Genomic DNA, 26,278 nt, shown 5'->3' with positions numbered 1-26,278 from the left:
TTTGTCTTTAGTGCGTATTAGTCAAATAGTACAAAAAAGTGCGGTAAAATGATAGCAATACGCAAGAGAGGATGATTTCTATGCACCTATCGATCACAAATTTTCCAGATGAACAGCCGATCGTTGGCAAAGACTCGCAGCTTCAAGACACAACTTTAGGAGACTATGTCGAAATTGGCGAAGCCAATCACATTGATCATTCTTCCATCGGCAATTATACCTATACGGGGCAATATTGCTTTATTCAGAACAGCCAATTAGGACGTTTTATCAGTATCGCAGCGATGGTCCGCATCGGCCCTACCAATCATCCCTATGAACGCCCTAGTCAGCATCTTTTTGCCTATAATGGCGAAGGCTATGGATTTGCGCCAAAGGACGAGTCCTTCTTAGAAAAACGCAAAGCAAAAACGACCGTCATTGGCAATGATGTCTGGATCGGCCACGGTGCCGTGATCCAATCTGGTTTGACCGTCGGTGATGGTGCCGTGATCGCCTCAAACGCAGTCGTAACCAAAGATGTGCCGCCTTATGCGATCGTCGGCGGGGTTCCAGCAAAAGTGATCAAATACCGCTTTGATCCAGAAACGATCACTGCTTTGCAAGAAATCGCTTGGTGGAATTGGAATCGTGCAGAATTAAAAGCACGCTATTTAGACTTTCGCCTCCCAATCGAAGATTTTGTAGCAAAATACACCCGTTGATTATGCACTTTTTCCGCTTAGTACGAGGAATGAATGATAACACATCACAGTCATTCATTCTTCGAAAGTCTTTGCCCGGATGATTTTTTAGAAATAAATAAAAAACACAAAATATCTATTGTATCGAGGAATTCCTGTGCTAAAATGGAGAAATCAAATGAAGTTTTTCACGAACTTTTAAAGGAGTGTTCTATTTGTCCATTTTAGACTATCGTCCATTGAATCTATACACCAATTATCGCGAAGCTGCTGAGACGTTTCCTGACACCCCCATCATCCATGATGAAGTGTTGCCAGCATTTCCTGAGCTTGGCTATCGTAGTACCTACCGTTCGAGCCATGAAATGATTTTAAAGCGTGCTTATCAACTTGCCTCACTTGGCGTGCAAGCAGGAGATAAAATCATTCTGTATAAATCTTCAAAATTCGATACGTATTTGTTAGCAACGGCTGCTTCTTACCTTGGTGCCGTTCCTGCTATGATCTCCTATCATTTTCCTGCTGAAACCATCGAAGTGTTTGTGGATCGCTTAGAAGATCCTTACATCTTATTTGATGAAGAAACCGAAGGCCGCGTCGCACAAGTGAAAAATAGCAGTACTGACAAACAGATCGCTGTTCGCCATTTGCTGCAACAACCAGCGGAACCAGTGGCCCAAACTGAGTTACCGGTGGATCAAATTTCTTATATGACCCACACTTCTGGAACAACGGGTATTCCAAAATTGATTTGTCATTCGGCAAACTCCATGGGCTGGCGGACAAAATGGCAAAAAACGATCTTCACCAAGATTGATCGCACCAAGGCAAACTCTGATTTAATTGCGTTCCATATCTCACCGGTGCACTCCCGCTTCAATATTGGCATCTCATCCTTGATGGCGATGGGCTTTCCGATGATGCCATTAGCCAATGCCAACGGCGCTCATGTCGTAAGCATGCTAAAAGAATATCCACCAATCGCTTTGGAAACTCATCCAAACAATTTTGTCCAATGGAGCTTTGTGGCAAAAGAACAACCAGATGCTTTCGCCAATATTCGTTACTATCACTCAACCTTTGATGCCATCAACAATCAAACAATGGCGACTTTTTTAAATACTTCAGCAACAAAAGAAGCACTCTTTTTACAAGTCTATGGCCAAAGTGAATGCGGGCCAATGATCCTAAAAGCACATACCTTAGAAAGCATCGCTACCAACGATGCCCGTGATATGGGTGTCGGTCTGGAGGACTTAACGAGAGCACGAATCGCCGATGCCGAGGGCAACGAGCTGCCAGCCAATACCGATGGGCACATCCATTTCCTTTCAAAAGGACGCGCGTTGACCTATTATAAAGAAGATCAGCGTTTTGCTGACAATGTCTATGGCGCTTGGTGGGACAGTGGTGACTACGGCATGATGGATGATCAGGGACATCTTTACTTAAAAGACCGTCAAGTGGACTTGATCAAAAATATTGAAAGCAATCTTGCTTTGGAAGACCTTTTGCTGGATCATTTAGACTTCCTTGCCGAAGTTGTGATCGTTCGCGACAAAGAAAACTCACCACAACCAATCATTGCTTTAGCGCCAAATCGTGAAATGGATTGGGATGCTTGGTGGAAAATGGTGGAAGATCTCCCTCACCTCAATCAGCCAATTTTACGCGACTACGAAGATATCCCACGAACAGCAACCATGAAAGTCCAACGACTACAAATTGAAAAAGAATTCAAAAACGCAGAATAAAACAAAAGAAACGGCCAGCAGATTTCCCTGTTGGCCGTTTCTTTTGCTTTCGCTGTTTTTCTTTGGCTGCTGTTATTCTTTCGCTGATCGTTTTCTTGAGTAGATACGTTCTTTAGGTTGCCCATATTGACTTAGCTTTGTTTCAGCTAACGTGATACCAAAGCCCTCTCCATCAGATACCAGCAGCTTTCCTTTATGCAAAGTTGCAGGCTGTGTAATGACATCATCATAAAAGTAACGGTCAGAAGCGGAAAGGTCCCCGGGAAAATGGAAAATATCTTGACTCGCAAATTGCAAATTCATGGCTCGTCCCACACCAGACTCAAACATGCCGCCTAACCAAACGAGTAGTCCATGGGTTTGACATCGATCAAGGATTCGCAAGGCTTCGGTGATCCCACCGACACGGGGGATTTTCAGGTTGATCGCACGGCAGCTGTCCAGGGCTGCGACGGTATCGACGTCTTCTGCCGTTCGAATATCTTCATCCAAACATAGAGGCGTCTTCATCTGCCGCTGTAGCTGACTGTGCCCCACCAGATCTCGTACCTTAAGTGGTTGCTCGATCATCACCAAGCCTAAGTCATCAAGTGCCAAAATGCGTTCTGGCTCACTCTGATAGGCTCCGTTTGCATCTGCCATCAAAAGCAATTCTGGAAAGGCTTGTCGAATCGCTCGCAAGGGTACCAGATCTTGCCCAGGCTTGATTTTTAATTTGATTCGTTGATACCCTTGGGCGACATAATCGGCAACAAGAGCCACTAGTTTTTCGACAGAGTCTTGTATGCCAAGACTAACGCCAACAGCGACACTCGGTCGGGTTGCGGTATAAAGCTCTTTCACACTTTGATGCGTTTGCTTGCCATATAGATCCCAAATCGCTGTTTCCAAAGCCGATTTTGCCATGTAGTTTCCTTGGACCGTTTGAAACAGCTGCCAAACTTCTTGCGGATGCTCGATCTCTTGGTCAATCAATAATGGGATCAGTGCTGTTTCAATCACTTGTCGAGCAGAAAAGAGGGTTTCTTCAATGTAATCTGGCTGCTCAAAAGCGACCAATTCACCGATGCCCATCGTTTTATCCTCTGTCGTCACCAAATAAAGATCAAAAGCTTTTTCTGTTAATTGTCCATAACTTGTCACAAAGGGTTGTTTGAGGGGCAAGCGACAGGCGATGCGTTCAATTTTTTCAATCTTCATTGCGTTCTCTCCTTGTCAATCAGCTGACTGTGGCCCCGATCCTTTTACAAACCATTGATCGATTTCATGACGAACCTGTGTCGGCTGTTCTAAATGGATACAATGTCCAGCATTAGCAACGACTTTGATGGTCATCTCTGGTTGCAGCTGCTTCATTTGGTGGGCGATTTTACGAAACTTTAAATCTTTTTCCCCCGCTAAATAAAGAATTTCACAAGCTAGCTGCGGAAGTGCCGACCAACAGCTTGGCTGTTTGCCAGTACCACCGTAAACCAAGCTTACTGCCAAGCCAAATTTGTTTTGCTGCAAGCGTCCTTGCCGTACAGCAGCCTGCTGCGCTAAAGGTAGCTCCTTTTGACTAGCAAACAACGGCAGTTCTTGCCAGTAATCGACAAAATCGACCAAAGGCTCCCTTAGTAAGCGCAACGCTAAGCGACGATCGTGTCGCTGACGAGCGAGGCGTTCCGCTGGATCAGCTAACCCGGGTGAACCACTCTCAAGCAAAAGATGGGTCACTGCCGTTGGTTCCATGACCGCCCAGACAAGTGCGATTCGCGCCCCCATCGAGTAGCCATACAGGCCATAACGTTCAATCCCTAACTTCGCTAAAAGGTGTGCGAGATCCTCCACCAGTAAAGGAAGTTCATAACGCATGGGATGGACGTAAATCGATGACCGTCCATGTCCAATCAAATCGACTGCCAATACATTGTAAGAACCTTCCTCTGCAAAAACCGGTCGAAAGCTTTCCGAAGAACCCGTGAAGCCATGCAATGCCACAAGGGTTGGTAAGGCTGGCCGGTACGGTTGCAGCCACTGATAAAAATAACTGACGCCATTTATCGTTTCCCTCATGGCTGCGCTCCCGCCTCGCTAAACTGCTGTTGCAGTGCTTGCCAAGTATTAACCGGATCTTTTTGCTCACCCTTCACTTCGATTATTTGAAAGCGCAGCTGTTGGCTTGTTTCCGTTAAAATCGTTTGAAACTCTAGCAAAGAGGTCGGTGTGTGCCAATCTGCCTCATATAAGGCCGCCACTTTTTGAAACTCAAGATCTAATGGCGTGCCAAAGAGCGGGACAAAGTCGTTTGGTTCTAAGGTGTTTTGTGACAAAAAGGAAAAGATCCCACCACCGTTATTATTCAGTAAAATGATCGTTACTGGCAATTGATACTGACGCAGTAGTTGTAGGCCGTTCATATCATGGTACAACGCTAAATCACCAATCAACAAGTAGGTAGGCTTTTGACTGGCGGAAGCAATCCCAGCTACGGTCGAGACAAGGCCGTCGATCCCATTGACGCCCCGATTTCCATACACTCGATAAGTGGAGGAAGTTTTGCTGCCGTAGCGATCAAAGAAACGGATCGCATTGCTGTTTGCCAAAAGAATTTGCGCTTCTTCAGGTAGACATTGTTGGAGCATGCGCACAGCGCTGCTCTCATCCCATTGTTTCAACTGCGGACTTGCAGCAATCACCTGATCTGCCCGCGCTTGAAGTGCTTGCCATTGTTGTTGCCACGCCGTATGTTTGACGATCGGCAACTGGGTGATGGCCACCACGAAAGTGCTGATCGCTGCTTCGATCAAATAGTTTGCCCGATGCAACTGGTCTTGCCACTGCCCCGATGGATCAACAAAGAGCCACGTCGTCGTATCCGCTGCTTTGTTCAACCATAACAGGACATTTTTAGTGACTGGTAAGCGACCAAAACGCACGACCACCTCTGGTTGGAAGGCAGAAGTCAATTGCGGGAAAATAAGATCGGCTTGACTGATAAATGTTCCTACTTTGGTACCGGCTGTCGCCAAATTGGTCAATGGATCGCCGACAATCGGCCAGCCTAATTTCTCTGAAAAAGCCAGCAACTGCTGCGCTTCTTCGATCGTAAGGCTTTCTCCAGCAATCAGAATACCTTTTTTATCAAAGTAAGGGGCTAGCTGGGTGATCATCTCTGCTGACAGCTCTTGTTGTGGTGCCAGATAGCTCACGTCTTGCTGAATACTGCATTGGCGACTAAAGTCAGGCAACAGCGGCTCCCGTAATGGAAAGTTGATTTGGACCGGGCCTTTCGGCTGTTTTTGCGCTTCGATCGTGCAAGTTGCAGCTTGCCAAAAACTATAACGCAACAAAGAAGGATCGTTTTCTGGCACGGTCATCTCTACCATCTTTTTGACGTGAGAGGCATACAAATTCTGTTGGTCCATCGCTTGTGGCGCCCCAACGCCCCGCAGTTCTGGTGGACGATCAGCCGTTAAGACGATCAGTGGCAAGTTGGTGGCTTCTGCTTCACAAACGGCTGGATAATAATTGGCTGCTGCAGTTCCAGAAGTACACAGTAAGATTGTTGGCTGGAGATCAACTTTGGACATCCCTAAAGCAAAAAAAGCAGCCGAACGTTCATCGACAGCCACCGTACAGGTGATCTCAGGATCACGATGCAATAGTAGCGCCAATGGCGTTGAGCGTGAACCGGGACTAATAACCGCTCGCTTCGCACCCGCTGCTTTTAGTCCTTGGATTGCCGCTAATAAATAGTCTGTCATGACTGTCTGGTTATTCATCTCCTAAGATCCCTCTCCTCATCGGTTGAAATTTTAACCGTGTTTCTTGACGTTCGGATTCCGCATCTGAATCGGCAACGATCCCACAGCCTGCATACAGCGTTGCTTGATTGCCGCTAAAGAATCCTGAGCGGATGGCCACTGCAAACTCGCCAATATCTTCTTGAATACCCAACCAACCGATCGGTCCACCGTACATCCCTCTGCTGGCTGGTTCATGGGTACGAATCCATGAGACGGCTGCTTCTTTCGGTTCTCCCCCCAATGCTGGGGTCGGGTGTAGTTTTTGCACGGCGCTCAGAAAGTTGACTCCTGCTTTTCTTTGCCCTGCTAAAGGAACAAACAAATGCTGAATGTCACGATTCTTGATGACGGAGCGGGCTTCTGATTGAAAACCGTCAGCTAACAAAGTAGCCAATGCCGTTTCCAAGCGATCGACAACTACTTGATGTTCATGGGTATTTTTTGCGTCCGCTAAGAGGGCTTGTGCCAGTGCCTCATCTTCTTCTTTGGTTTTGCCTCTTGGCGCGGAACCTGCGATACTTACCGTTTCAAATTGATCGACAGTCGCTTTTAGCAAGCGTTCTGGCGTCGCACCAGCAAAAACATGGCCCCCATGTTCGATGGCAAAAAGATAGGTATTCGGCTGCTGTTGCGCCAACCGTTGCAACACCGCAGCACTAATGATCGACTGCTTCGTTTCTATCTTCATTCTCCTTGCCAGAACCACTTTTTTCAACGGTGTTTCAGTCGAGCGAATGGCTGCCACTGTCTCTTCGACCGCTTGCAGCCATTGGGGCACCTCTAGTTCCTCTTGTGCCTGAAAAGCAGGCGTTTCTGCTACAAGACTCTTGTCCGGGTTGGCATTCAACCAGCTTGCGACTTTTTCCTGTAAGACAGCGACTTTTTGTTGTCGTTGTTCCTCGGAAGAAGCGGCTACTGTATAAACGACGCCACACTGATCGCCAGTTTTGCGGACCAGTATTTCTGGCAACGCAAAGAGACCGGCACCTAGCTCAGCCCAATCCTGACTGACTTCTGCCTGTTCATCAAAAGCAAAGCCCCCAACCAGCTGCGCCTGAAAAGGTGCCTCTGGTTGATAATGGGCTTGCTTTAAGAGAGAGCGGACTTCTGAAAAGTCTGCAAGTTTGGGTTGCGAAAAAGTGACTAACCAACCCAACCCTACCAGACTAGTCGTTTCATCAGGAGTACGCCAGAAATAGCGTTCCCCTTGATATTCTTGTGCCGCTGCATAAAGAGCCAGTAAGTCACACCTTTTTAAAGGCTGATACTCACTCAAATAGGTTTTCCCGGCAGCGATCGCTGCTTTATAATTACTTGATGATTTGCTGTTCAATGTAGTTCACTCTTTCTTCACTCAGCAATAGCCGTTTTAAAAGTTTGCCGCTTGCTGTGCGCGGCATTTCTCGCACGTGATAAAAACGGCGCGGAAATTTATAATGGGCGATCTGCCCTTCTAATGTATCCAACAAGGCTTGGAGTCGGACGGACTCATTTAACGTTAAATAAGCCGCGACAGATTGTCCCCACTCCTCGTCTGGTTCCCCCACCACAGCTGCCTCTTTGACCGCTGGATGCTGCAACAAGGCTTGCTCCACTTCTGCAGGATAGATGTTTTCTCCACCAGATATGATCAGTTCGCTTGCACGACTGACTACATACAAAAAGCCCTCTTGATCAAGATACCCTAGATCTCCTGTGGCAAACCAGCCCTCTTGGTCCCACTGCTGTGGACTGCGATCGTTTAAGTAACGGGTCGTGATCGCCGGTCCTTGCAGTTGGATCTCTCCGATCGACTGGGTACTTTCAGCAGTCCGATGATCTGCCATTTTCGCATCAACCGCAATTCGTAATTGAACACCTTGCAGGGGAACCCCAGAGGCGCCGATTTTTTCAGAAGCTTTTTCTGGCGGCAATGCCACCACTTGTGAACAGGTTTCTGTCATCCCATAGGATTGAATCACAGAAAGCTGTTTTTGCTGGCATTTTTCCAATACACTTTTGGCAATCGGACCGCCGCCTAGCAGGACATAACGCAACGAATCAAAGCCTTGTTGGGGCACCAAGGGCAGCAAATCTGTCAGCATTTTTGCCACCAAAGAAACGATCGTCCCTTTCCCTACTTCAAGGTCTTTTGCCATTTCTCCAGCATCAAAGCGTTCATACAAACGAACACTCATTCCAAGTCGCAAGGAACGCAAGAGAATTGATAATCCACTGATATGATACAGCGGAACTGCACAAAGCCAACAATCCTCGCTAGTGATGGCTAGGTTCTTTTGAGTCGCTTCGGCACTTGCTAGATGATTCCCAAAGGTTTGGGGCACACCCTTGGGATTGCCAGTCGTACCAGATGTATACATAATCGAAGCTACTTGTTCTGCTTGATAGATTGCTTGATTAGGAACAAACGAAGGATCAAAAGAACCAACAAAAGCCTTCGTCTGTTTGATCGCTTGTCCAAAGGTCAAGCTGCGAACACCCGAAACCGTAGCCTGATCCGCCGTGATCACCCAGTCGCAGTGGGCATCTTGCAATTGGAAGGAGATTTCAGCGGCTGTCAATCGCGTATTCAGCAGCTGGACTTCGATCCCCAGCTCCCATAACGCAAGGATCGTAAAGACCATTTCAGGGGAGTTATTGCTAAAAAGAGCTACCCGGTTTGGCTGATCAACGAATTGGGCTTGATAATAAGCAGCGTAAGCATAAACCTCTTTTTGCAAGGCAGCAAACGACCAGCTTTTTTCATGCCAATAAAAAGCTGGTCGTTCTGGATGAAGTTGTGCTTGCCTTTGCAGCCAACTCCCAGTCATTATGGGAATTTAGGGAATTGGTCGAAGTCTGGTTGACGTTTTTCTTTAAACGCGTCACGACCTTCTTTGGCTTCATCCATCGTGTAATACAATAAGGTCGCATCGCCAGCTAATTGCTGAATGCCAGCTAATCCGTCCGTATCGGCGTTCATTGATGCTTTGATCATGCGTAACGCCAACGGGCTCTTTTGCAGCATCGTTTCGGCCCATTCCATCGTTTCATCTTCTACTCGATCAAGAGGAACGACTGTATTGATCCAGTTCATCGCCAATGCTTCTTCGGCGGTATATTGTTTTGTCATGAACCAAACTTCCTTAGCTTTTTTATGACCGATCGTCCGTGCAAGATAGCCCGAACCATAGCCACCATCAAAACTACCGACATTTGGTCCTGTTTGACCAAATTTAGCGTTATCAGCGGCGATCGTTAAATCACAAACCAATTGTAAAACATTTCCGCCGCCGATCGACCAGCCTTTGACCATGGCGATCACCGGTTTTGGCAACGTGCGGATCAAGCGTTGCAGATCCAATACGTTTAAGCGAGGAACCTGATCTTCCCCAACATAGCCACCGTGACCACGGACTTTTTGGTCTCCGCCTGAACAAAAGGCTTTGTCGCCGGCGCCTGTCAAAATAATCACGCCGATGCCTGGTTCATCGCGACTGATTGAAAATGCATCAATCATTTCAAACACCGTTTTTGGTGTAAACGCATTGTGGACTTCTGGGCGGTTGATCGTGATCTTCGCCACTTTTCCATGTTGTTCAAATAAAATTTCATCATATTCTTTTAAGGTTTTCCATTCTCTCATTACTTGTTCCTCCTCAATTCACATAGCTCTATTATACACATATCTAGTCGCTTTTCGTTAGAAATTGCTTTGGTTAAGGGAATTTCTTAAGACTTCTCCCCCTGTTGCCGACTTTCTGAGATCTTCGGCTATTTCTACCAAAACTCGTGCTATAATCATGGTAACTTTCTTAGAAAAAGGAGCAAAAAATGAATTTACTGGAAGCCTTAGAAATCGAAGTAGAAGCAGCAACAGCCGATTTTGTTCGTTTACGGATGCCGATCAAAGCGCAGCACAAACAGCCTTTTGGTCTCGTTCACGGTGGCATTAACGGCGTTTTGATCGAGACTGCCTGCAGCATCGGTGCCAATCAAGCTTTGGCTCAAGAAGAAGCCTTCGCCGCCGGCGTTGACCTACAAGTCAACCATCTAGCCGCCGCTCAAGAAGGAACCCTGATCGTAGAAGCTAGTCCTGATCGTATCGGCGCTCGTATCCAAACTTGGCAAGCCACTATTTGGTTAGCTAGCGGGTTAAAAACAGCCGTTGGTCGCTGTACCTTGACGACAGTGCGCAAATAATTCTTTTCGCTCCTGCATTGTGCTCACGGGAGCGTTTTTTGGTCTGTTTTGAAGAAAGAGGTCACCAGCAACGCCTTATTAAAGATATTCTTTCATTATAAAGCTATTGAGAATGTGAGCGTGGTTTTTTCGAAAGGTACGTTGTTTTTTTACAGAATAGGGGTCTTTCGTTATAATGTAGCTAAGAAAGCGAGGCTTATTATGAAAAATAACCGATTGATCCACTTTTTAGGCGGCAAAACAAGCTATTATGTCTTAGGACTGATTATCTTGTCGGCAGTTGCTGTCTTTTTGCTAAATCAGATTTCTTTTTTATTTACACCCTTTTCAGCCATTCTTACAGCTATTCTCCCACCCTTTTTATTTGGGCTGATCCTTTACTATCTGTTTAATCCGGTGGTCGATAAATTGGAAACGAAAAAAATTCCCCGCAGTGCTTCGATTGCTGGGATCTATCTGCTGATTCTTTTGTTGATCGTCTTTGCTGGTTTCCAGCTTTATCCGATTTTGGAGCAGCAAACCACCGATCTGATCAACAGCTTACCAAGTTTGGTCAGTGACTTTGAGAAAAACGCGACCGCCTTTTTAGAAAATACCCCGTTTCAAGATGAGATGGCACAAATTACAGACACATTGCAAAATATCACCAACAACATCATGAGTTTTATTGGGGACTATTGGGAAACTGGTGCTGCTGGGCTCAGCAGTTTGTTTTCAACGATATCGACCTTGTTCATCGCTTTGTTTACGGGACCGATCATTGCCTTTTTCTTATTGCGCAACCCCAACAAGTTTTATTTTTCGGTTCTCTCGTTAGTGCCACCACGTTTTCGCAAAGACTTTAATGAAATCGTCAAGATCTCTGACATACAAGTCGGTGCCTTTTTGAAAGGACAAATCATTTCTTCCTTGATTTTAGGGGCGATCTATTGGGTCGTTTTCCTATTGATTGGCTTAGAGTATGCCAGTATTCTGGCGATCGCCGCTGGTCTGCTTTGCATCATCCCCTATATTGGTCCTTTTATCGTCTTTTTCCCGGGACTTTTCATTGCCGCACAAGACTCCACCGGGATGTTGGTTAAATTTTTGATTGCTTGGTTTGCTGTACAGTTGCTTCATGGGGATTTAGTCGTGCCCCGTGTGATGGGTGACCGATTGAAAATTCATCCTATTACGATTCTGGTTGTTTTATTAGTGATGGGTGATTTGATGGGGATCGTTGGGGTGATTTTCGGGATTCCAATTTATTGTCTGCTAAAAGTTCTTGTCGTTTACGTGTTCCGCAAATTCAAGCAGCGCTATAACCGCTATTACGGTCAAGAAGGCAAATACTTCCACAGTGCCTTCACTAGCAAAGATTACCTAGGTGACGAAGACAAAGACACCAAGAAAAAAGCCTAAAAAAACTGTCGCGAATCGTTGGTTCGCGGCAGTTTTTTGGTCTATTTTATTTCATCTCATGTTCCAAAAAGAAATGATAGAGCGCCCCTAATAAGTTGGCATCGTTTTGAAATTTGCAGGCTTGGATTTCCGGCTTCGTCAAGGTCTGCTGCAAAATCGGTAAACTAGCCAGCAGTTGCTGATACTGACGGTCGATTTCTTCCACCACGATCGCTTGGGCACTGATGCCACCACCAATCACGAAGCGCTCTAAGTCGATCACGGCTTGAACATTGAGTATGACACACGCAATTTCTCGGCAATACGCTGTAAACAGCGCCCAGACCCGTGGCTCTTTTTGATTGATAGCGTCAAAAACTGCTTCGCCATCCGCAAGATCAGCTAAGCCTAGCAGTTGGGCGCTGCGACGAATCATGGCGACCGCTGAACCGCTAAAACCTGCCAATTGCTGCAGGGTCAATCCCTGATTATTTGGTTGCTCAGCGTTTTCTGGAGCATCGCTTCTCTTAGTGGCATTTAGTAGAAAACTTAATTCCCCTGCTTGAAAATGTGCACCTTGGATCAGTTTTCCTTCAACGATCACACCACCACCCAAACCAGTACCTAAGGTTATGGCAGCCCCATTTTGAATCCCTTTAAGGTTTCCTAGCCACCATTCAGCTAATGCGGCTGCCTTGCCATCGTTGGTCACAGCCAGCGGCACTTGGTACTTTGCCAGCAGCTGTTTTAAGGAGACTCCATCTAAAAAAGGCAATGCCCCGCCAAACGAGATCGTCCCTGTCTCTGGGTTGACTTTTCCTGGAGTACTAACAGCAATGCCCCGAATGCTCCCATGAACGTCTTCAACGATCGTTTCAATCCCTGTCAGAAATTCCGTAAGATTTTTCGGCGTATCCATCCGTCCTCGTGTCAGAATATTCCCCGAGCGATCAATGACAGCCGATTTGATTTTCGTGCCGCCGATGTCGATGCTTAAATAGTTTTTATTCACTGAATCCCACCTTCTGATTCTACTGCCCATCGCAGGACGGTTTTGGCTTTATCTGGTGAGACTTTTCGCGGATCAGACAAATAGATTTCTCGATGCTGGAACGTGTCCATCGTTGGACGGATCACTAACTGTTCTTGTTTTAACAGCTCCTTCATTTGCGCAAATGTTTCCGCTTCAGTATCAAAAGAGCCTGTATGCATTGCTTGCAGACACAGTCCTTCTTCATAACGTTCAAAGATGAGCTTCTCTAGATTTGGATTGTCTTTCTTCTCTTTGACTGCCAAGAGCTGTTCTTGAAACAGTGTTTCCGTGACTGGATCTGGTTGGCGAATCATGATTTTATAGATCAATTCTTCTTTGTTGATGGCACCCTCTGGCTTTGTCAGAGAGGTCCACACGCCTTCCAAAGGAAAGACCGTGTATTCAAAGGGTTCATTGCCAAAAGCCCCTTTTTTTAACCCCATCCTGAGTGAATAAGAAATCGTATATAAAGCGGCGATTTCTTCGCTGAATTCAGGACGATTCGGATCGCCGCTGCCGCTCAAACTGATAAATTGATACGTTGGCACCTCGATCACTGTTGGTTTTTTGGGAAGATAAAGCTCTTTTTCTAGTTTGCGCCATTCATACTTCATAAGGACCCTCCTCGATTTGCTTTTCTTTATTTTACCATGAAAAAGAAGGACCATTGCAAAAACAGTTATCCCTTCAACTGCAAAGGGACAACTGTTTTTTTCTTATAGGGATAATGTAGCTACTTGCTGTTTTCCCAACTGCTCGTCTTATGCGGCTTCTTGTTCTTCTTTCAGCAATTTTGTGTCATAAAACTTCGCAAATGGAAAATAGATCAAGAAAGAAACTACTGCACAAACAATGGCAACGACGCCTGCACGCCAGTCTCCACCGGTGCCAATAAAGCCACCAAGTCCAACGGGTGTTGGGAAAGGAATATTGGCGATCATGGGACGAATCAATTCCATCCTTGTGGCAAAATACGCGATCGTGGCGGATGCCATCGGTGCTAACAAGAAAGGAATTGCTAAATAAGGATTATAGATGATCGGCACGCCGAAAATGATCGGTTCATTGATATTGAAAATCGACGGGACGATGGCAGCTCTCCCTAATACTTTCATCTGTTTCGATTTAGCAATGTATATCATAAATAAGGTAAAACCAAGGGTTGCTCCCGAACCACCTAATGTCACGTACCCGTTGGTAAATTGGCCTGCTAATGGGAAACTCGCCCCTTCAACATTGGCAGCTAAATTAGCTAACATGATCGGGGTGATCAGTGGACTAATGATATTGAATCCATGAATCCCTACCAACCACAAGGCATGCGCGAGGAAATAAATCACCATGATTCCCAACCAGCTATCCGTAAGGTGGGTAACAAACCCGAACGGAATTGCTACTAGTTGAAAAATATCCGTCCCTAAAACAACTAAAACACCATTGATGGTCAGAACCACGACTGCCACCACAAAGGCTGGTATCAGTGCCGTAAAACTACGAGCCACACCTTCAGGCACTTCTTCAGGCATTTTGATGACCCAGTTGTTTTTTACACAGAGACGATACAGCTGAACGGCAACGACCGCCATCACGATCCCAGTGAAAATACCAACAGTTCCTAAACGTGCGACCCCATCGGCACCAATCAACCACCCATTGATCAGCCCTTCTTCCACATCATTCATCCGTGTCATTTTTCCGCCGTCAAAAACAAGCTGAGGAATCGACATCAATGTAGCAAAAACACCTAACAACGCCCCATTGATCGGCGTCAGGTCGAGATTCTCCTCGACTTGAATGATCTTGGAATACTCATAGCCCAGAACGATACAAAAATATAATGCCAATAACCCCATGGTCGTACTATTTGCTAACATATACAAATCACTGAAATTCAAAAAAGTCGCTTCAAAAAAGTCAGCTAAAAACGGAAACGTGATCGGTAAAATGTTGAATACTAAAAACATTGAGCCTACGATCGTAAAAGGAATCGACGCCATCCCTGCCGACATGATACTACGAACGATTTTGTATTGGGAAATCTTTCCCATCGGACCCATTACTGCTTTTTCTAAAAGTTGAAATAGTTTATTGTTCGATTCTGTCAAATCAATCACCCTTTCTTTCTATCTCTTCAAATTCGCGAATCCATTGCCAATGTCGGTCTTTATTGCGAAAAATTTTCTTCAATTTTCTGATACCACTCCAAGCAAAGACACCACTTATCCAGAGAACTATGCGAACATACTCGATACTTTGCGAGGTGAAATAGGGGAAAATAACTTCTGTCACGCCAAAAAAAGTCAATAAAAAAAGAATGGCCATTGTCCCCATTTGAAGGCGTAAATACCATGTAGTAAAAAAGAGTTGCTTGGAAACGATGGTTGCGTGGTGTCCATATAAGCGGATAAACTCACTGATCGCTCTCATTGACAACAGCAACAGGCTCAGTGGAACCACACGCAGCCATTGCCCTGCCAAAGAAGCAGCCAACAGCCAATATAGGTTAAAAAAGAAAAAGAATGCGACTAAATACCGCAATAGCAACAGCCGTTGAAAATAGAGATTTTTCTTCGTCAGTTTTTGCGCCGCATCTCTTTGAGCAACTTTTGCTTGCTTACTAGCCATCTGCACTCCTGCATTGGATCGCTTCTTCAAGGCTACTCATTTTTTGATAAATCCCTAGCATTTCTAGTGCTACTTCTCTGAGGGTCATGGTTGTCATCAAATGATCTTGTGCATGGATCAACAAGATATCGCAGGTAAATGAAGTCCCTGAAGCATATTCTTGCAGCATTTTTGACTGGATGCGGTGGGCTTTGACTAATGAATCATTGGCTATGTCCAACAACTCTTGCGCTTCTTGACAACTGCTGTTTCGCATCTGTTCAAAGGCTTGATGAATCATCGTGCGGGCATCACCGCTTGCTAAAATAAGTTCAAAGGATATTTCTTGAATTTTTTCACTATCCATAGCCTACCTCCATTTATTTCGCACTTTTTTCTAATGCAATGCTTTCTTTGACTAGCTGTGCTAATTTCTCGATCCCGATCGGTATCGGAATATATGCTTGCGGGGGAATATTCACGATTGGTTTGCCGTATTTATCGGCGCTTTTCTTTAAATTGGCAAAATGCATTTTCGTTTGCGGGCTAACTAAATATAAATCATACTCATCCTTAGCGATCGTAGCGATCCCCTCTGAAGCAGAGATGGCATCGATCCTCACTGACCAGCCTTCTGTGGTTAAAAAGCTTGTTCCTTTTTTAGCGATCAACGATGAAGACATGCCTGCTGCACAAATTATCAATACTTTTTTCATTTCACTTCCTCCTTCTATGAAACGCTTCCATTTTGGTGTATCTATTCCTTTCTTCTACCCTCCTTCATGCTATAAAAAATCCTTGAGAACGATTCACTACCTGCTGATTCTTACAGGTAGTAATCCTTCTTCACATAAATAGTATTACATATCGAGTACTTTGTAAATGCAATAAAACTCTATTAGTGATATAAAACATTAATTTCTTTCTGCTTCTATCGTGTCATAGTAGAATAATTTTGTGGAGGGGATTTCATGTTTAAAGATCGTTTAAGACAGTTGCGGAAAACGCGATCTGGTTTAACACAAGCAAAAATGGCAAAATATTTAGGAATCGCCAAAACAACCTATGCTTCGTATGAGCAAGGCAATCGGATGCCCGATATTGAGATCCAAAAAGAACTTGCTGATTACTTCAATGTCAGTCTCGATTATTTGCATGGACGTCCGAATGATTTGGAAGCCCTCTCTATGAAACAGATTCGTGTGGCTTCAAGAATCAATGAGGACTTTACTGAATATCAACTATCTGAAATCATTACCTTTATCGAATTTATAAAAAACCGCCCAGAGTAAACGGTACTATTCTGCCTTTTTTCTCTGGCTAACTTGTGGTGCTGCTTCATTACCTAAAGAAAAAACTGCTGTCAATGTCTCACAAGGAAACATTGACAGCAGCTGAAGAGCCTCGGCTCTTTTTTTATTGTCTTACAGCCTCATTAGCGGCAAAGCGTTTTGAAAAATGTTGTTCTAATTGCTTTTGCCCGGCTTCAATCAAAATACACAACAGCCAATAGATGATGGCAACTAGCACATACATGGACATGTAATCAAAGGTTCGTCCGCCAACGATCTTAGCTTTTTGAAAAATATCAGGAATCGTGATCATTGCTGCCAAGGAGGTTCCTTTCAGCAAATCCATTGCCACATTACTCAATGCCGGTACAGAAATACGAAAGGCTTGTGGCAAAATAATCAGACGCATCGTTTTCGTAAAGGATAACCCTAACGCATAGGCAGCATCAAATTGTCCACGATCCACACCAGCAATTGATCCTCGGTAGATTTCCCCGATAAATGCGCTGCTGGTCAATGTAAAACAGATGATCGCAGCACTAAGCGCCGACAATTGATAAGGCAAGCCAAAATACAGTAGGAACAACAAGACCAACGCTGGGACGCCTCTTAGAAATGAGAGGTAGCCCCGCACGAACCCTCTAATGAATGGATTTTCCAACATCCCTAAGAAGGTGAGCATGATCCCTAATACGTTGCCACCTAGAAACGAAACGACAGCAATGCCGACCGTATAGGACAAGCCCGACAGCAAATAGGGCAATGACTCCCACATCAACGGCAAATCAAGGGTTGGAATATACATTAGTCTGTTTCAACCGTTTGAATCGCTTGATCAGATTTTACTGAAATATCGGTTTGAAAATACGTTTCCGCAAGTTCTTTTAAACGGCCGTCTTCTTTCATTTCTGCTAAAACAGCATCCACTTTTTCCTGCAATGCTTTATGATCCTTCACAAATAAGAAGCCCGTTTCATTCGGATTAAAGTAGACATCTTCTAAAATTTTAACAGGGATATCTGGCAAAGCAGCAACCGCCATTTTTTGCAAATAGTAATCATTCAAGATCACATCCGTTCGACCATTCGCAACATCTGTCAAATACTGATCATTCGTTGCGTTGTCGTAAGTCACTAATTCTGCCCCATAGGATTCGGCTAAGCGCATGTAGCTGGTATTCGGTTCACCAGCAGCTTTTTTGCCATCCAAATCTTCTAAAGAAGCAATCCCAGAGTCATCACTTTTACGCACGATCATACTATCGAACGAGTATTTAATAGGCGTTGAGAGACTGAATTTTTCCGCCCGTTCATCTGTCAAACCAAAATCGTTGGCAGCAAAATCGGCTTCTCCACGTGTTAAAGAAGAAACTTGTCCATCGACATTGTACTCTTTAAATGTGATCTCTACGCCTAATCGTTTGGCGACTTCTTTTGCCACATCGACATCATAGCCCACTAATTCATTTTCATCGTTATAGTAAGACGATGGATACAAGGTTCCCGAAGTAGCAACAACCAATGTTTTGGCTTCTTCTACCTTACTTAGACTGGTGTCTTCTTCCGTTGGTTTGCTGCAGGCACTTAACAGGACCCCCGCAAATAAACCTAAAAAACCAACCATTGCAACGATTTTCCCTTTTCTAACTTGTTTCATAATATCCTCCTCTTAGTTTCCTTGTTTTGGCAACAGAAATCGTTGCTGTGTTTCAAATAAATAGCCGACTTGGAAAAGTAGGTCTTCTCTGCCTTTAGACGCCATAAATTGGACCCCTAGCGGCAACCCTTCCTCGCTAAGAGCAGTTGGCAAGCTGATGGCTGGCTGCCCCGTTAAATTGGCTAATTGAGTATAAGGTGTCAGAGCATAGCTCTTGGCAAACATTTCTTCGATCAACTCACCCGCAGCACTTTTTCCAAGCGATTCGATCTCATGCAGTCTTTGGCGAATGCTATCGCTTTGTAAGTCTTCCTCAATCAAAGGGGCTGGATAAGCCGTCGTCGGGGTCAAAAAGAGATCATAGGTTGAAAAGACTTCTTCCATTTTTTCTGCCAGCTGATCCCACCACTGCAAGGCAAGGACGTAATCGGCGGCAGGCAGTTTTTTGCCATATTGGTAAAGTGCCCAGGTCATCAATTCCATCTCTTCCCGTCTGACCGGTACTTGACGAGCAGCATCGATCTCAGCAAACATCGCAGCTGTTTCGCCGCCATTCATGGCGTAATAGGTGGTCATCATTTGCTGACCATCCACTGGATAGCCCACTTCAACGACTTCATGCCCCTGCTTTTCTAAAAATGCGGCTGCACTTCGGACTGCTTGGATGGCAGTTTCAGACACTTGGCCGCCGGTCGGCGATGCGGTAGTAAAAGCAACCTTCAACCGCGGTTTTTGACTCGCTTGCTGATGATGCCATTCTACTTGCGGTGCCTGATAAGGGGCTGCCGGCTGTGACGTCCGCAACGCATAAAACAGCTGTTCCGTATCACGCATGGAAAGCGTCAACGCAAAGTTGATAGAAGCGCCTTGCCAGCTGCGCCATTCACTAGGACCCACTGGCATCGTGCCACGGGTTGGCTTCAAACCGATCAATCCGCTAAAGGATGCTGGAATGCGGATCGATCCGCCGCCATCACTGGCACCCGCAATCGGAAACATCCCCGAAGCCACTGCCGCTGCCGCACCACCACTGGAACCACCAGCTGAACAGGCAGGATTCCACGGATTACGTGTAGGCCCATACAATGTTGGATCAGTGATATTTTTGAATCCAAATTCTGGTGCATTGGTTTGCCCTAACGGCACAAAGCCTGCCTCTTCTAAACGAGAGACAAAATGAGCCGTGCGGCTGGCTCGTGCTTTAGCAAATAGTTTGGCTCCTGACGTTGCTGGCCACCCTGCTTTGGTTTGGCCGAGTATTTTTAACGGCATGGGTTGTCCCCCAAAAACCGTTTTTTGAAGATGCTGCTCGTAATGCTGGATCGCTGCTTGCGGATCAAATGTTACAAGCGCATTCAAAAGCGGATTTTGTTGATTGACTTTTTCTTCGATCATCGCCACCCGCTCTGCAAAACTGATTTTTCCTTGCCGCAATTGTTCCGCCCAATAGGTCGCATCTTGCATGCTTGCCCCTCCTTTTCCTCAAAACCTCAAACAATTATCTAAACTGTAACACACGAAAAATTCTTCTTTATATAGACTACAATATACCAAACACTAGGAAATCTTTCAACAAAAATAGAACAGTTTTTAAACCTGTATTATATCGTTATCAAACGTTCCCATCTTTTTACTACCAGCTGTCGACCAACGCTTCTTCTTAGCTGTCCCCATCATTACCTAACAAAAACGGCACATCGCCAAACGATGTGCCGTTTTGATTTACTTGTATTTTTCTTCCAGCTTGCTCATCCAATGACCTAACCAAGCCCCCAAGACAAACAAGATAATTCCGATGACAGCCGTTACCCAAGTAAAGCCGCTATAGTTTGCCACCGGAGGAATCACGATCAATATCGTTGAAGCAATAACGATCCCTAAAATGAAGTGATAGACTTTTGAATGATAATGGCTCAATAGCCACTCCATCAATTTCGAAAACAGCAGCATCACTGCCAAGCCGCCAATGGCGATCGGTAGAAAGACCCCCATGATGTCAAAGCTCTTAAAGCCTTTCAACATCGGATCATAAAGGCCCAGAACGAGCAAAAGGTTTGAAGGACTCAAGCCGGGAACCAAAACACCTAACGCGATCAGACCGCCGGCGATCACAAAACCAATGAAATTGGCAGGGATCGTTCCTAAGATATCGCCCATAAAATAGAGGAACAAGAAGCCGATGACCATACTGCCGAAGAACCAAAGCAGGTCGCCGGTTGTCCGTTTGCTTTTCAAGGTCGATTCTTTAGCAAGTGCCGGTAACGTCCCGATAATTGCCCCCGCAAAGCCCCACAAAACGATGATTTGATAGTTTTGCAGCAGCCACTCTAATGGCTTTGATAAAAGCCCGATCCCTACGATTCCCCCGATCCCTACTGGCAGGAAAAAGAGGAGATTCTCTTTAAAATTCTTCGTCAGATGTGCCATAAAGCGCAGCATCCGCTCATAAATGCCTAAGATGGCTGCCAATACGCCACCTGAAACACCAGGCAAGATAAAGCCCAAGGCAATCACCACGCCTTTAAGAAAACGTGACAAAATACTTTCGTTTCTCTGTTTTTCCATTTACAATTGCTCTCCTTAGCGATGGTTTTCACCAATCGTTCTTTTTTCATCAATCCCTTTAACTATACTTGATTGCCAAAAAAATGGAAAGTAATTTCTAATTCCTCATACAAAGGCAGATTTCAAAGTTCTTTCAGCATCAAGAAATCCGTCTGCTCATCATCCCCCATAAAAAAGGAGTGACTGCCAACTCTTTCAAAGCCCATCGTATGATAAAAAGCCAACGCATTGTCGTTAAATTCCCAAACGCCTAACCAGATCGACTTTTTCTGCAGCTCTTTGGCGGTCTCTTGAGCAAACAGCAGCAGTGTTTTGCCATAGCCTCTGCGCTTATGTTCTTTTTTGATATAGATTCGTTCAATTTCCAACCCCTCTGGGGCAATCGCTTCCGTTTGCGCCTCACCCCAGTTAAGTTTGATATATCCTACGGTTTGAGCATTTTCTTGTAAAAAATAAAACGCCGACTGCGGATTTTCTAACTCTCGGGTCAGTTTCGGCAGATTGTAGGCTTCTTCTAGATAGATACGAGTATTTTCCTCCGTATTGAAAGGAGCAAATGTATCGTAATAGGTGGATACGCTGATTTCTCCCAATTCTTCTAAATCTGCCAAAGTACATCGTTTGATAGCCATCAAAACGCCTCCTCATTTTTTCAAGCTATTCTATCACATCTCCATCATCCCTTGCAAAAGCAAAAAGGACGGACAGCTTTCCCCACTGTCCGTCCTTTCATAGACTTACTCTTTTATAACCAAGAGCCAGAAAACTGATGGATCACCATCGTACTCGGATCTTCCTCGACCTCACCAGTGATATAGCTTTTTGGTGAAAACGTCATTTGCGGGAAGATTTCTACGCCCTTAACCGTTTGTCGTTGATTATTCAATTCTAATCCGTGGTTTTGCAACAGTTCCGTCACTCGGATCACATTGGTGACGACATCTTCCGTTTTTTCTGCCCGGACAAATTTTCGGTCATCGTAATCGTGGTACCATTCTTCCATAAAGGGATGATGCGGCACCGCTCCAATGATCCCAGTAGAAATCTTGGTTTCGATCTCAAAGCCCATAAATGCCTCCAGTGTCAAGAGCTCATCTAAAGGTTTGACCACCTCGATATCGGTATCCATATAAATACCGCCTTCTGTCACTAACGCATACAAACGAACCACATCTGACACAAAGGCCCATTCTTCTTGGTCATAGGCCTCTTTTAGATAAGGACCGAATTTTGAAAGGTCGATCGTTGATTCATCCCAACGTTTGATCTCATAATCCGGACAATATTTTTTCCAGGTATCCATGTATTTCTTTTCTTGTTCACCTAATGGATTGCCGCCAAACCAGCAATAATGAATAATTTTTGGAATCATCAATCTCTCTCCTTTAGTTTATTGGTCTCTTTTAAGTGTAGCTGATTTTGCAATTGTTTCAAAATCATATACACTTTTTTCGGTGAAAGCAGTTGTTCCAGCTCCTGGGCATGATCAGAAAAATCCATAAAAAAAAGCACCAGAATCAGCGATCCTAGCGCCTTTTTGAGGGATTGCCTATAAATAGCGATTGTCCCGTAAAACGGCTTTTTTGATGTCTGCCACCGTTTGCGTCCCCGCAAGCTGCATGACCATCTCCAATTCTTTTTTGAAGAAATCAAAGACTTGTTGAACACCAGTGGCACCACCTAGAGCCAACCCATAGATCACTGGGCGGCCGATCGCCACTAGATCTGCTCCGCAAGCAATCGCTTTAAAGACATGCTGTCCACGCCGTACCCCGCTATCAAAGACGATCGGCGCCCGACCTGCCACTGCTTCAGCCACGATCTGTAAGGAATCAAAGGAAGCTGGACCACCATCCAATTGGCGTCCCCCGTGATTTGAGACCCAAATCCCTTGTGCACCTGCCCCTAAAGCTCGTTCCACATCTTCTTCTGATTGCACCCCTTTGACATAAACTGGCAAGTCAGATTCTTTGGCGATAAAAGCGACATCCTGGGGACTTAATTTTTGTTTTGAGGAGCCGTAAACGGCATCCATCGTTTGTCCGATCCCTGATTGATAGGCCTGAACGATCGGCATTGCCAACGGAAAGGTGAAGCCATTGCGGCGATCCGTTTCTCGATTGCCCCCAACAGTTGCATCTGCGGTCAAAACGATCGCTTTGGCGCCATTGCGTTTTGCCATCGCCAAGATGTCTTTATTGATGCCATCGTCTTTACTCATATAAAATTGGAACCACTGCGGCGCTTCTTGGCCACCAGCTGCTCGGATTTCTTCCAACGTACAAGAGGCATACGAACTCGCCGTATAGATCGTGCCAAAACGTGACACACCTTTGGCTGACGCTTGTTCTGCCGCAACATTTGCTAAGCCGTGGGCGGCAACAGGCGCCATAATGATTGGCGCTGACAACGTATCACCGCCAAAGGAAAACGTTGTGTCCGGTAATTCAATGTCCTTTAAGACATGAGGAATGATCAATTTGTGATTGAAGGCGCGTTCATTTTCTTGATAGGTAAAAATATCCCCCGCACCACTGCTGATATAGCCATACCCACCTTTAGGAATCACTTCCTCTGCCGCGATCTCCAAATCGCGCATATTGATAAAATCGATTGCTCCTTCTGCGGTACTTGCTTGATAAATTTTTTCCATGCCTTTCCCTACTCTCCAATAAGATAACGTTTACATTTTCATCCTACCCCTGATTGCAGGATCACGCAACTCATTCGCTCACTCCTACTCAACACGCTGCTTTTACTTTCCCACTCAAGACAGCCCTCCATTTGAGTGGGCTGAATTATTTTTATGTTCGTACGAAATATTCTGCCAACAACAACGGCTGAATCGTTGGATATGTCCAGCTGGCAGGCGGCTCTGCCATTACATAGATTGCTTCGATCTCTGAGGTCAATTCATCCTGCAAGTCCGTGATCTGGGCTTCAAACACCAAGCCGTAATCGGCCTCCCCGTTTTTTTCTACACCATAGATAAATAACGGTTCTAGGGTAAAGTGCTTGGCGCCTGTTTCTTCTTTTAATTCACGGGCAGCACACTCTGTGATGCTTTCTCCTAGTTCTCGCTTGCCTCCAGGGATCTCCAAGGTGTCTCGTTCTTTGTGTTTGACATAGACGAGCTTTTCTTGGTACTTGCTGATGATCACGGCAAAAACTAGCTGCTCTTCTGCGATCTTTTCAAGCTCGAATATCGTTACGTTACTCATTTTTCTCATTCCTTTCAAAAAAGCAGACATGCTTCTAAAATAAACAGTCGTTAAATCAAAAAAAGTGCTGATCCCTTATGGAAAGGTCAGCACTTGCAGCTTATTACTCTTCTTCTTCCGCCATGAATGTGTTGAAGACTTCTTCAATCATATCCCATTCTGCTTCTGTTTCGATCTGTTCTAATTCACCTTCAGAACCGTCTTCGTTTTCAATATAAGCGTACGCTTGTAATTCAACGTCTTCTTCTTCTGGTACGCCTGCTGGATAAAGCAAGACGTAGTTGCGGCCGAATTCTTCCGTACCGTCAACCGTTAATAGAATTTCGTATAAGGTTTCATTTCCTTGATCATCGATTAAAGTAATGTGTTCATGTCCTTCATGATCGTGATCGTGGTTATGATCGTGTGTATGTTCTGACATTTATTTTCCTCTTTTCTGTAAATTAAAACAGCTGTTTCCCAGCACCATCTAAATAATTCTGCAAAATCATGACTGCTGCTAATTTATCAATCACTTTTTTTCGTTTGGCACGCGATGTATTCGCCTGTTCTACCAGCATTCGTTCTGCTTGAACGGTCGTCAGACGTTCGTCTTGGTAAACGACCGGCAAACCGAATTGCTGTTCGATCGCTGCGCCGTAAGCCATAGAAGCTTCCGCTCTAGGTCCGATCGTATTATTCATATTTTTAGGTAGTCCTACCACAAAACGTGAGACTTCATATTCTTTCACCAATTCAGCAAGTCGATCATAACCGAAATTGCCTTCATCTTCATTGATGCGAATGATCTCGATCCCTTGTGCTGTCCAGCCCATTGGGTCACTGACCGCCACGCCGACTGTCCGCGAACCAACATCCAATCCCATGATTCTCATTATAGGTTGATCCCGTGATTGCCTAAATAATAACGGATCAGAACTTCCATGATCTCATCCCGTTCGTGACGACGAATCAAATTCCGGGCATCCCGATAACGAGGAATGTAAGCCGGGTCGCCAGAAAGGAGATAACCGACGATTTGATTGATCGGATTGTATCCTTTTTCCTCTAATGCTCGGTAGACGATAGCTAATGTTTCGCTGACTTCTTTTTTACGGCTATCATCAAAATCAAAGCGAACTGTTTCATCTGTAAAACCCATTTCACGACACCTCTCTTTTGTATAGATTTTAGCATATGTTCCTTCTATATTGTACTAAACGTTTGATAAAACTACAAACATATGCTTAGATTTTCTTCATTATAACAAAGGTTTATGATGTTTCTATGAACTTTCTTAAAAAAAGCTAGAAAGCGCGATAGACATACTGGTTTTCTGGTGCTTTAATCGTCTTCTCTTGGTCTGCCACCACCATCGGCAAGTCCCGTTTAAAGGGTTGATAGTACTTCGATTGGATCGTCCCTTCCACGTGGAGCCACTGGTTATTTTCTGCCGTTGTTTGTTGCGGCAATTCCACCCGTAAACCGAAAACGCCTGAATCAGCCACACAATGGATGATGCCAAAACGAAACAAAAAGATTTCATTGGCATCATCTTGATCTGCATGGTACACAAATCCATCATAAGTGATTTTCTTGCCAATAAATTCGCTCGGGTACGTATAGATCAACTCCATGACTTCCAAGTAATTTTCTTCCGTTACCGCAATTGTCTCATCTTTGGCGTAACGTGCCAACGCTGCATCCATCTGAGTGTCATAATCTTCTTTGTTAAAATAAAGACTTGTATCGGGTTTCAGATATTGGGTCGTCATTTCTGGATCCCCCACAGATTCTTCACTTAGGGGGAAATTAAACCCTTTTGCTTCTACGATCGTCGTATCCAAGCTAACGGTGGGGAAAAAGAGACCCACGATGATCGGTAAGGCTAATAGAAAATACGCAATCACTCGTTGGTGTTTTTTCTCCAATCCATGCTGGTGTTCATCGTCATGATGATGCTCGGGCTCTTGTTTGACCCAAAAATACAGCTGGACCAAAGCCAATAATAAAGAAATGATCATGGATAAAATAGCGAGATAGCGATAATGAATGTTGATAAACTGATTGAGTTTGCCCGTCACTTGCAAGTACATCATCAATTCAAAATAGCCTGATAAGATCAAAAAACGAACCATTCT

The 26,278-nt window shown here is 44.9% G+C and carries 29 protein-coding genes; 5 read left to right on the top strand and 24 right to left on the bottom strand.

Going from position 1 to position 26,278, the window contains the following annotated elements:
* Nucleotides 1–80 precede the first annotated feature (80 nt).
* Both P0G38_RS03955 and P0G38_RS03950 read left to right on the top strand, forming a co-directional pair.
* Nucleotides 81–704 (top strand): DapH/DapD/GlmU-related protein, encoded by a 624-nt coding sequence (locus P0G38_RS03955; RefSeq protein ID WP_015510201.1) that lies wholly within the window; start codon nt 81–83, stop codon nt 702–704.
* Nucleotides 705–898: 194 nt separating this feature from the next.
* Nucleotides 899–2,437, top strand: coding sequence for an AMP-binding protein (locus P0G38_RS03950; protein WP_275854086.1), 1,539 nt, complete (start codon nt 899–901; stop codon nt 2,435–2,437).
* 72 nt (nt 2,438–2,509) lie between these two features.
* Here the strand turns inward: P0G38_RS03950 and menC are convergent, their stop codons facing one another.
* The 6 genes from menC to menB are packed head-to-tail and all read right to left on the bottom strand — an operon-like array spanning nt 2,510 to nt 9,850.
* Nucleotides 2,510–3,637: an o-succinylbenzoate synthase gene (gene menC, locus P0G38_RS03945; RefSeq protein WP_275854085.1), complete on the bottom strand. Its 1,128-nt coding sequence runs from the start codon at nt 3,635–3,637 to the stop codon at nt 2,510–2,512.
* Nucleotides 3,638–3,652: 15 nt separating this feature from the next.
* A complete protein-coding gene (gene menH / locus P0G38_RS03940; protein WP_275854084.1) occupies nt 3,653–4,492 on the bottom strand; it encodes a 2-succinyl-6-hydroxy-2,4-cyclohexadiene-1-carboxylate synthase in 840 nt (279 codons plus the stop codon).
* Entirely contained in the window at nt 4,489–6,201 is a 1,713-nt protein-coding gene (menD, locus tag P0G38_RS03935) for a 2-succinyl-5-enolpyruvyl-6-hydroxy-3-cyclohexene-1-carboxylic-acid synthase (protein WP_275854083.1), read from the bottom strand. Before menD ends, menH begins: the two co-directional genes overlap by 4 nt.
* Entirely contained in the window at nt 6,194–7,558 is a 1,365-nt protein-coding gene (locus tag P0G38_RS03930) for an isochorismate synthase (RefSeq protein ID WP_086332646.1), read from the bottom strand. The genes menD and P0G38_RS03930 overlap by 8 nt, the downstream gene beginning before the upstream one ends.
* Nucleotides 7,536–9,035 (bottom strand): o-succinylbenzoate--CoA ligase, encoded by a 1,500-nt coding sequence (gene menE / locus P0G38_RS03925; RefSeq protein WP_275854082.1) that lies wholly within the window; start codon nt 9,033–9,035, stop codon nt 7,536–7,538. Before menE ends, P0G38_RS03930 begins: the two co-directional genes overlap by 23 nt.
* On the bottom strand, nt 9,035–9,850 hold the full coding sequence (menB, locus tag P0G38_RS03920; RefSeq protein ID WP_005228595.1) for a 1,4-dihydroxy-2-naphthoyl-CoA synthase: 816 nt from the start codon (nt 9,848–9,850) through the stop codon (nt 9,035–9,037). The genes menE and menB overlap by 1 nt, the downstream gene beginning before the upstream one ends.
* Before the next feature lie 188 nt (nt 9,851–10,038).
* Here menB and P0G38_RS03915 point away from each other — a divergent pair, with 188 nt between their 5' ends.
* Together P0G38_RS03915 and P0G38_RS03910 are read left to right on the top strand one after the other, a co-directional pair.
* Nucleotides 10,039–10,407: a PaaI family thioesterase gene (locus P0G38_RS03915; RefSeq protein WP_005228593.1), complete on the top strand. Its 369-nt coding sequence runs from the start codon at nt 10,039–10,041 to the stop codon at nt 10,405–10,407.
* Between the two features lie 201 nt (nt 10,408–10,608).
* Nucleotides 10,609–11,808, top strand: a complete 1,200-nt coding sequence (locus tag P0G38_RS03910) for an AI-2E family transporter (RefSeq protein ID WP_275854081.1) — start codon at nt 10,609–10,611, stop codon at nt 11,806–11,808.
* Between the two features lie 46 nt (nt 11,809–11,854).
* On the opposite strand, the gene P0G38_RS03905 is transcribed toward P0G38_RS03910, so the two are convergent.
* From P0G38_RS03905 to P0G38_RS03880, 6 genes are all read right to left on the bottom strand, one after another.
* Nucleotides 11,855–12,799, bottom strand: coding sequence for an ROK family protein (locus P0G38_RS03905; protein WP_016608813.1), 945 nt, complete (start codon nt 12,797–12,799; stop codon nt 11,855–11,857).
* A complete protein-coding gene (locus P0G38_RS03900; RefSeq protein ID WP_005234279.1) occupies nt 12,796–13,434 on the bottom strand; it encodes a GyrI-like domain-containing protein in 639 nt (212 codons plus the stop codon). Before P0G38_RS03900 ends, P0G38_RS03905 begins: the two co-directional genes overlap by 4 nt.
* A gap of 147 nt (nt 13,435–13,581) precedes the next feature.
* Complete coding sequence (gene celB / locus P0G38_RS03895) at nt 13,582–14,934, bottom strand: PTS cellobiose transporter subunit IIC (RefSeq protein WP_275854080.1); 1,353 nt, start codon at nt 14,932–14,934, stop codon at nt 13,582–13,584.
* Nucleotides 14,927–15,445, bottom strand: a complete 519-nt coding sequence (locus P0G38_RS03890; RefSeq protein WP_275854079.1) for a hypothetical protein — start codon at nt 15,443–15,445, stop codon at nt 14,927–14,929. Before P0G38_RS03890 ends, celB begins: the two co-directional genes overlap by 8 nt.
* A complete protein-coding gene (locus tag P0G38_RS03885; RefSeq protein ID WP_275854078.1) occupies nt 15,438–15,791 on the bottom strand; it encodes a PTS lactose/cellobiose transporter subunit IIA in 354 nt (117 codons plus the stop codon). Before P0G38_RS03885 ends, P0G38_RS03890 begins: the two co-directional genes overlap by 8 nt.
* A 13-nt stretch (nt 15,792–15,804) precedes the next feature.
* Nucleotides 15,805–16,140: a PTS cellobiose transporter subunit IIB gene (locus P0G38_RS03880; protein ID WP_010749837.1), complete on the bottom strand. Its 336-nt coding sequence runs from the start codon at nt 16,138–16,140 to the stop codon at nt 15,805–15,807.
* Nucleotides 16,141–16,395: 255 nt separating this feature from the next.
* Here P0G38_RS03880 and P0G38_RS03875 point away from each other — a divergent pair, with 255 nt between their 5' ends.
* Nucleotides 16,396–16,716, top strand: a complete 321-nt coding sequence (locus tag P0G38_RS03875; protein ID WP_005228576.1) for a helix-turn-helix domain-containing protein — start codon at nt 16,396–16,398, stop codon at nt 16,714–16,716.
* A gap of 124 nt (nt 16,717–16,840) precedes the next feature.
* On the opposite strand, the gene P0G38_RS03870 is transcribed toward P0G38_RS03875, so the two are convergent.
* The 12 genes from P0G38_RS03870 to P0G38_RS03815 form a co-directional block, all read right to left on the bottom strand.
* Nucleotides 16,841–17,521 carry an amino acid ABC transporter permease gene (locus P0G38_RS03870; protein WP_275854077.1) on the bottom strand — a complete coding sequence of 227 codons (681 nt, stop codon included), beginning with the start codon at nt 17,519–17,521 and terminating at the stop codon, nt 16,841–16,843.
* Entirely contained in the window at nt 17,521–18,372 is an 852-nt protein-coding gene (locus P0G38_RS03865) for a transporter substrate-binding domain-containing protein (RefSeq protein WP_077451842.1), read from the bottom strand. The genes P0G38_RS03870 and P0G38_RS03865 overlap by 1 nt, the downstream gene beginning before the upstream one ends.
* A gap of 12 nt (nt 18,373–18,384) precedes the next feature.
* Nucleotides 18,385–19,836, bottom strand: coding sequence for an amidase (locus P0G38_RS03860; RefSeq protein WP_275854076.1), 1,452 nt, complete (start codon nt 19,834–19,836; stop codon nt 18,385–18,387).
* Nucleotides 19,837–20,094: 258 nt separating this feature from the next.
* Nucleotides 20,095–20,937 carry a DUF368 domain-containing protein gene (locus P0G38_RS03855; RefSeq protein ID WP_275854075.1) on the bottom strand — a complete coding sequence of 281 codons (843 nt, stop codon included), beginning with the start codon at nt 20,935–20,937 and terminating at the stop codon, nt 20,095–20,097.
* A 122-nt stretch (nt 20,938–21,059) separates the two neighbouring features.
* The gene (locus P0G38_RS03850; protein ID WP_151195188.1) at nt 21,060–21,569 is read right to left on the bottom strand and encodes a GNAT family N-acetyltransferase; all 510 of its coding nucleotides are present in this window, start codon (nt 21,567–21,569) and stop codon (nt 21,060–21,062) included.
* A gap of 113 nt (nt 21,570–21,682) precedes the next feature.
* Nucleotides 21,683–22,309 carry a glycosyltransferase family 32 protein gene (locus P0G38_RS03845; protein ID WP_010749841.1) on the bottom strand — a complete coding sequence of 209 codons (627 nt, stop codon included), beginning with the start codon at nt 22,307–22,309 and terminating at the stop codon, nt 21,683–21,685.
* 177 nt (nt 22,310–22,486) lie between these two features.
* On the bottom strand, nt 22,487–23,590 hold the full coding sequence (locus P0G38_RS03840; RefSeq protein WP_275854074.1) for an alpha-hydroxy-acid oxidizing protein: 1,104 nt from the start codon (nt 23,588–23,590) through the stop codon (nt 22,487–22,489).
* 151 nt (nt 23,591–23,741) lie between these two features.
* A complete protein-coding gene (locus P0G38_RS03835) occupies nt 23,742–24,158 on the bottom strand; it encodes an NUDIX hydrolase (RefSeq protein ID WP_275854073.1) in 417 nt (138 codons plus the stop codon).
* A gap of 103 nt (nt 24,159–24,261) precedes the next feature.
* Complete coding sequence (locus P0G38_RS03830) at nt 24,262–24,579, bottom strand: DUF1292 domain-containing protein (RefSeq protein WP_005228559.1); 318 nt, start codon at nt 24,577–24,579, stop codon at nt 24,262–24,264.
* 22 nt (nt 24,580–24,601) lie between these two features.
* The gene (gene ruvX, locus P0G38_RS03825) at nt 24,602–25,033 is read right to left on the bottom strand and encodes a Holliday junction resolvase RuvX (protein ID WP_005234242.1); all 432 of its coding nucleotides are present in this window, start codon (nt 25,031–25,033) and stop codon (nt 24,602–24,604) included.
* Nucleotides 25,033–25,299, bottom strand: a complete 267-nt coding sequence (locus tag P0G38_RS03820; protein ID WP_005228556.1) for an IreB family regulatory phosphoprotein — start codon at nt 25,297–25,299, stop codon at nt 25,033–25,035. The genes ruvX and P0G38_RS03820 overlap by 1 nt, the downstream gene beginning before the upstream one ends.
* A 145-nt stretch (nt 25,300–25,444) precedes the next feature.
* Nucleotides 25,445–26,275 carry a TIGR03943 family putative permease subunit gene (locus P0G38_RS03815; RefSeq protein ID WP_275854072.1) on the bottom strand — a complete coding sequence of 277 codons (831 nt, stop codon included), beginning with the start codon at nt 26,273–26,275 and terminating at the stop codon, nt 25,445–25,447.
* Between the last annotated feature and the right edge of the window lie 3 nt (nt 26,276–26,278).

The organism is Enterococcus casseliflavus (genome assembly GCF_029215545.1).
Lineage (GTDB): Bacteria > Bacillota > Bacilli > Lactobacillales > Enterococcaceae > Enterococcus_D > Enterococcus_D casseliflavus.
Note: the sequence above shows the minus strand (reverse complement) of the source record. Positions and strands in the feature narration are given on the sequence as shown.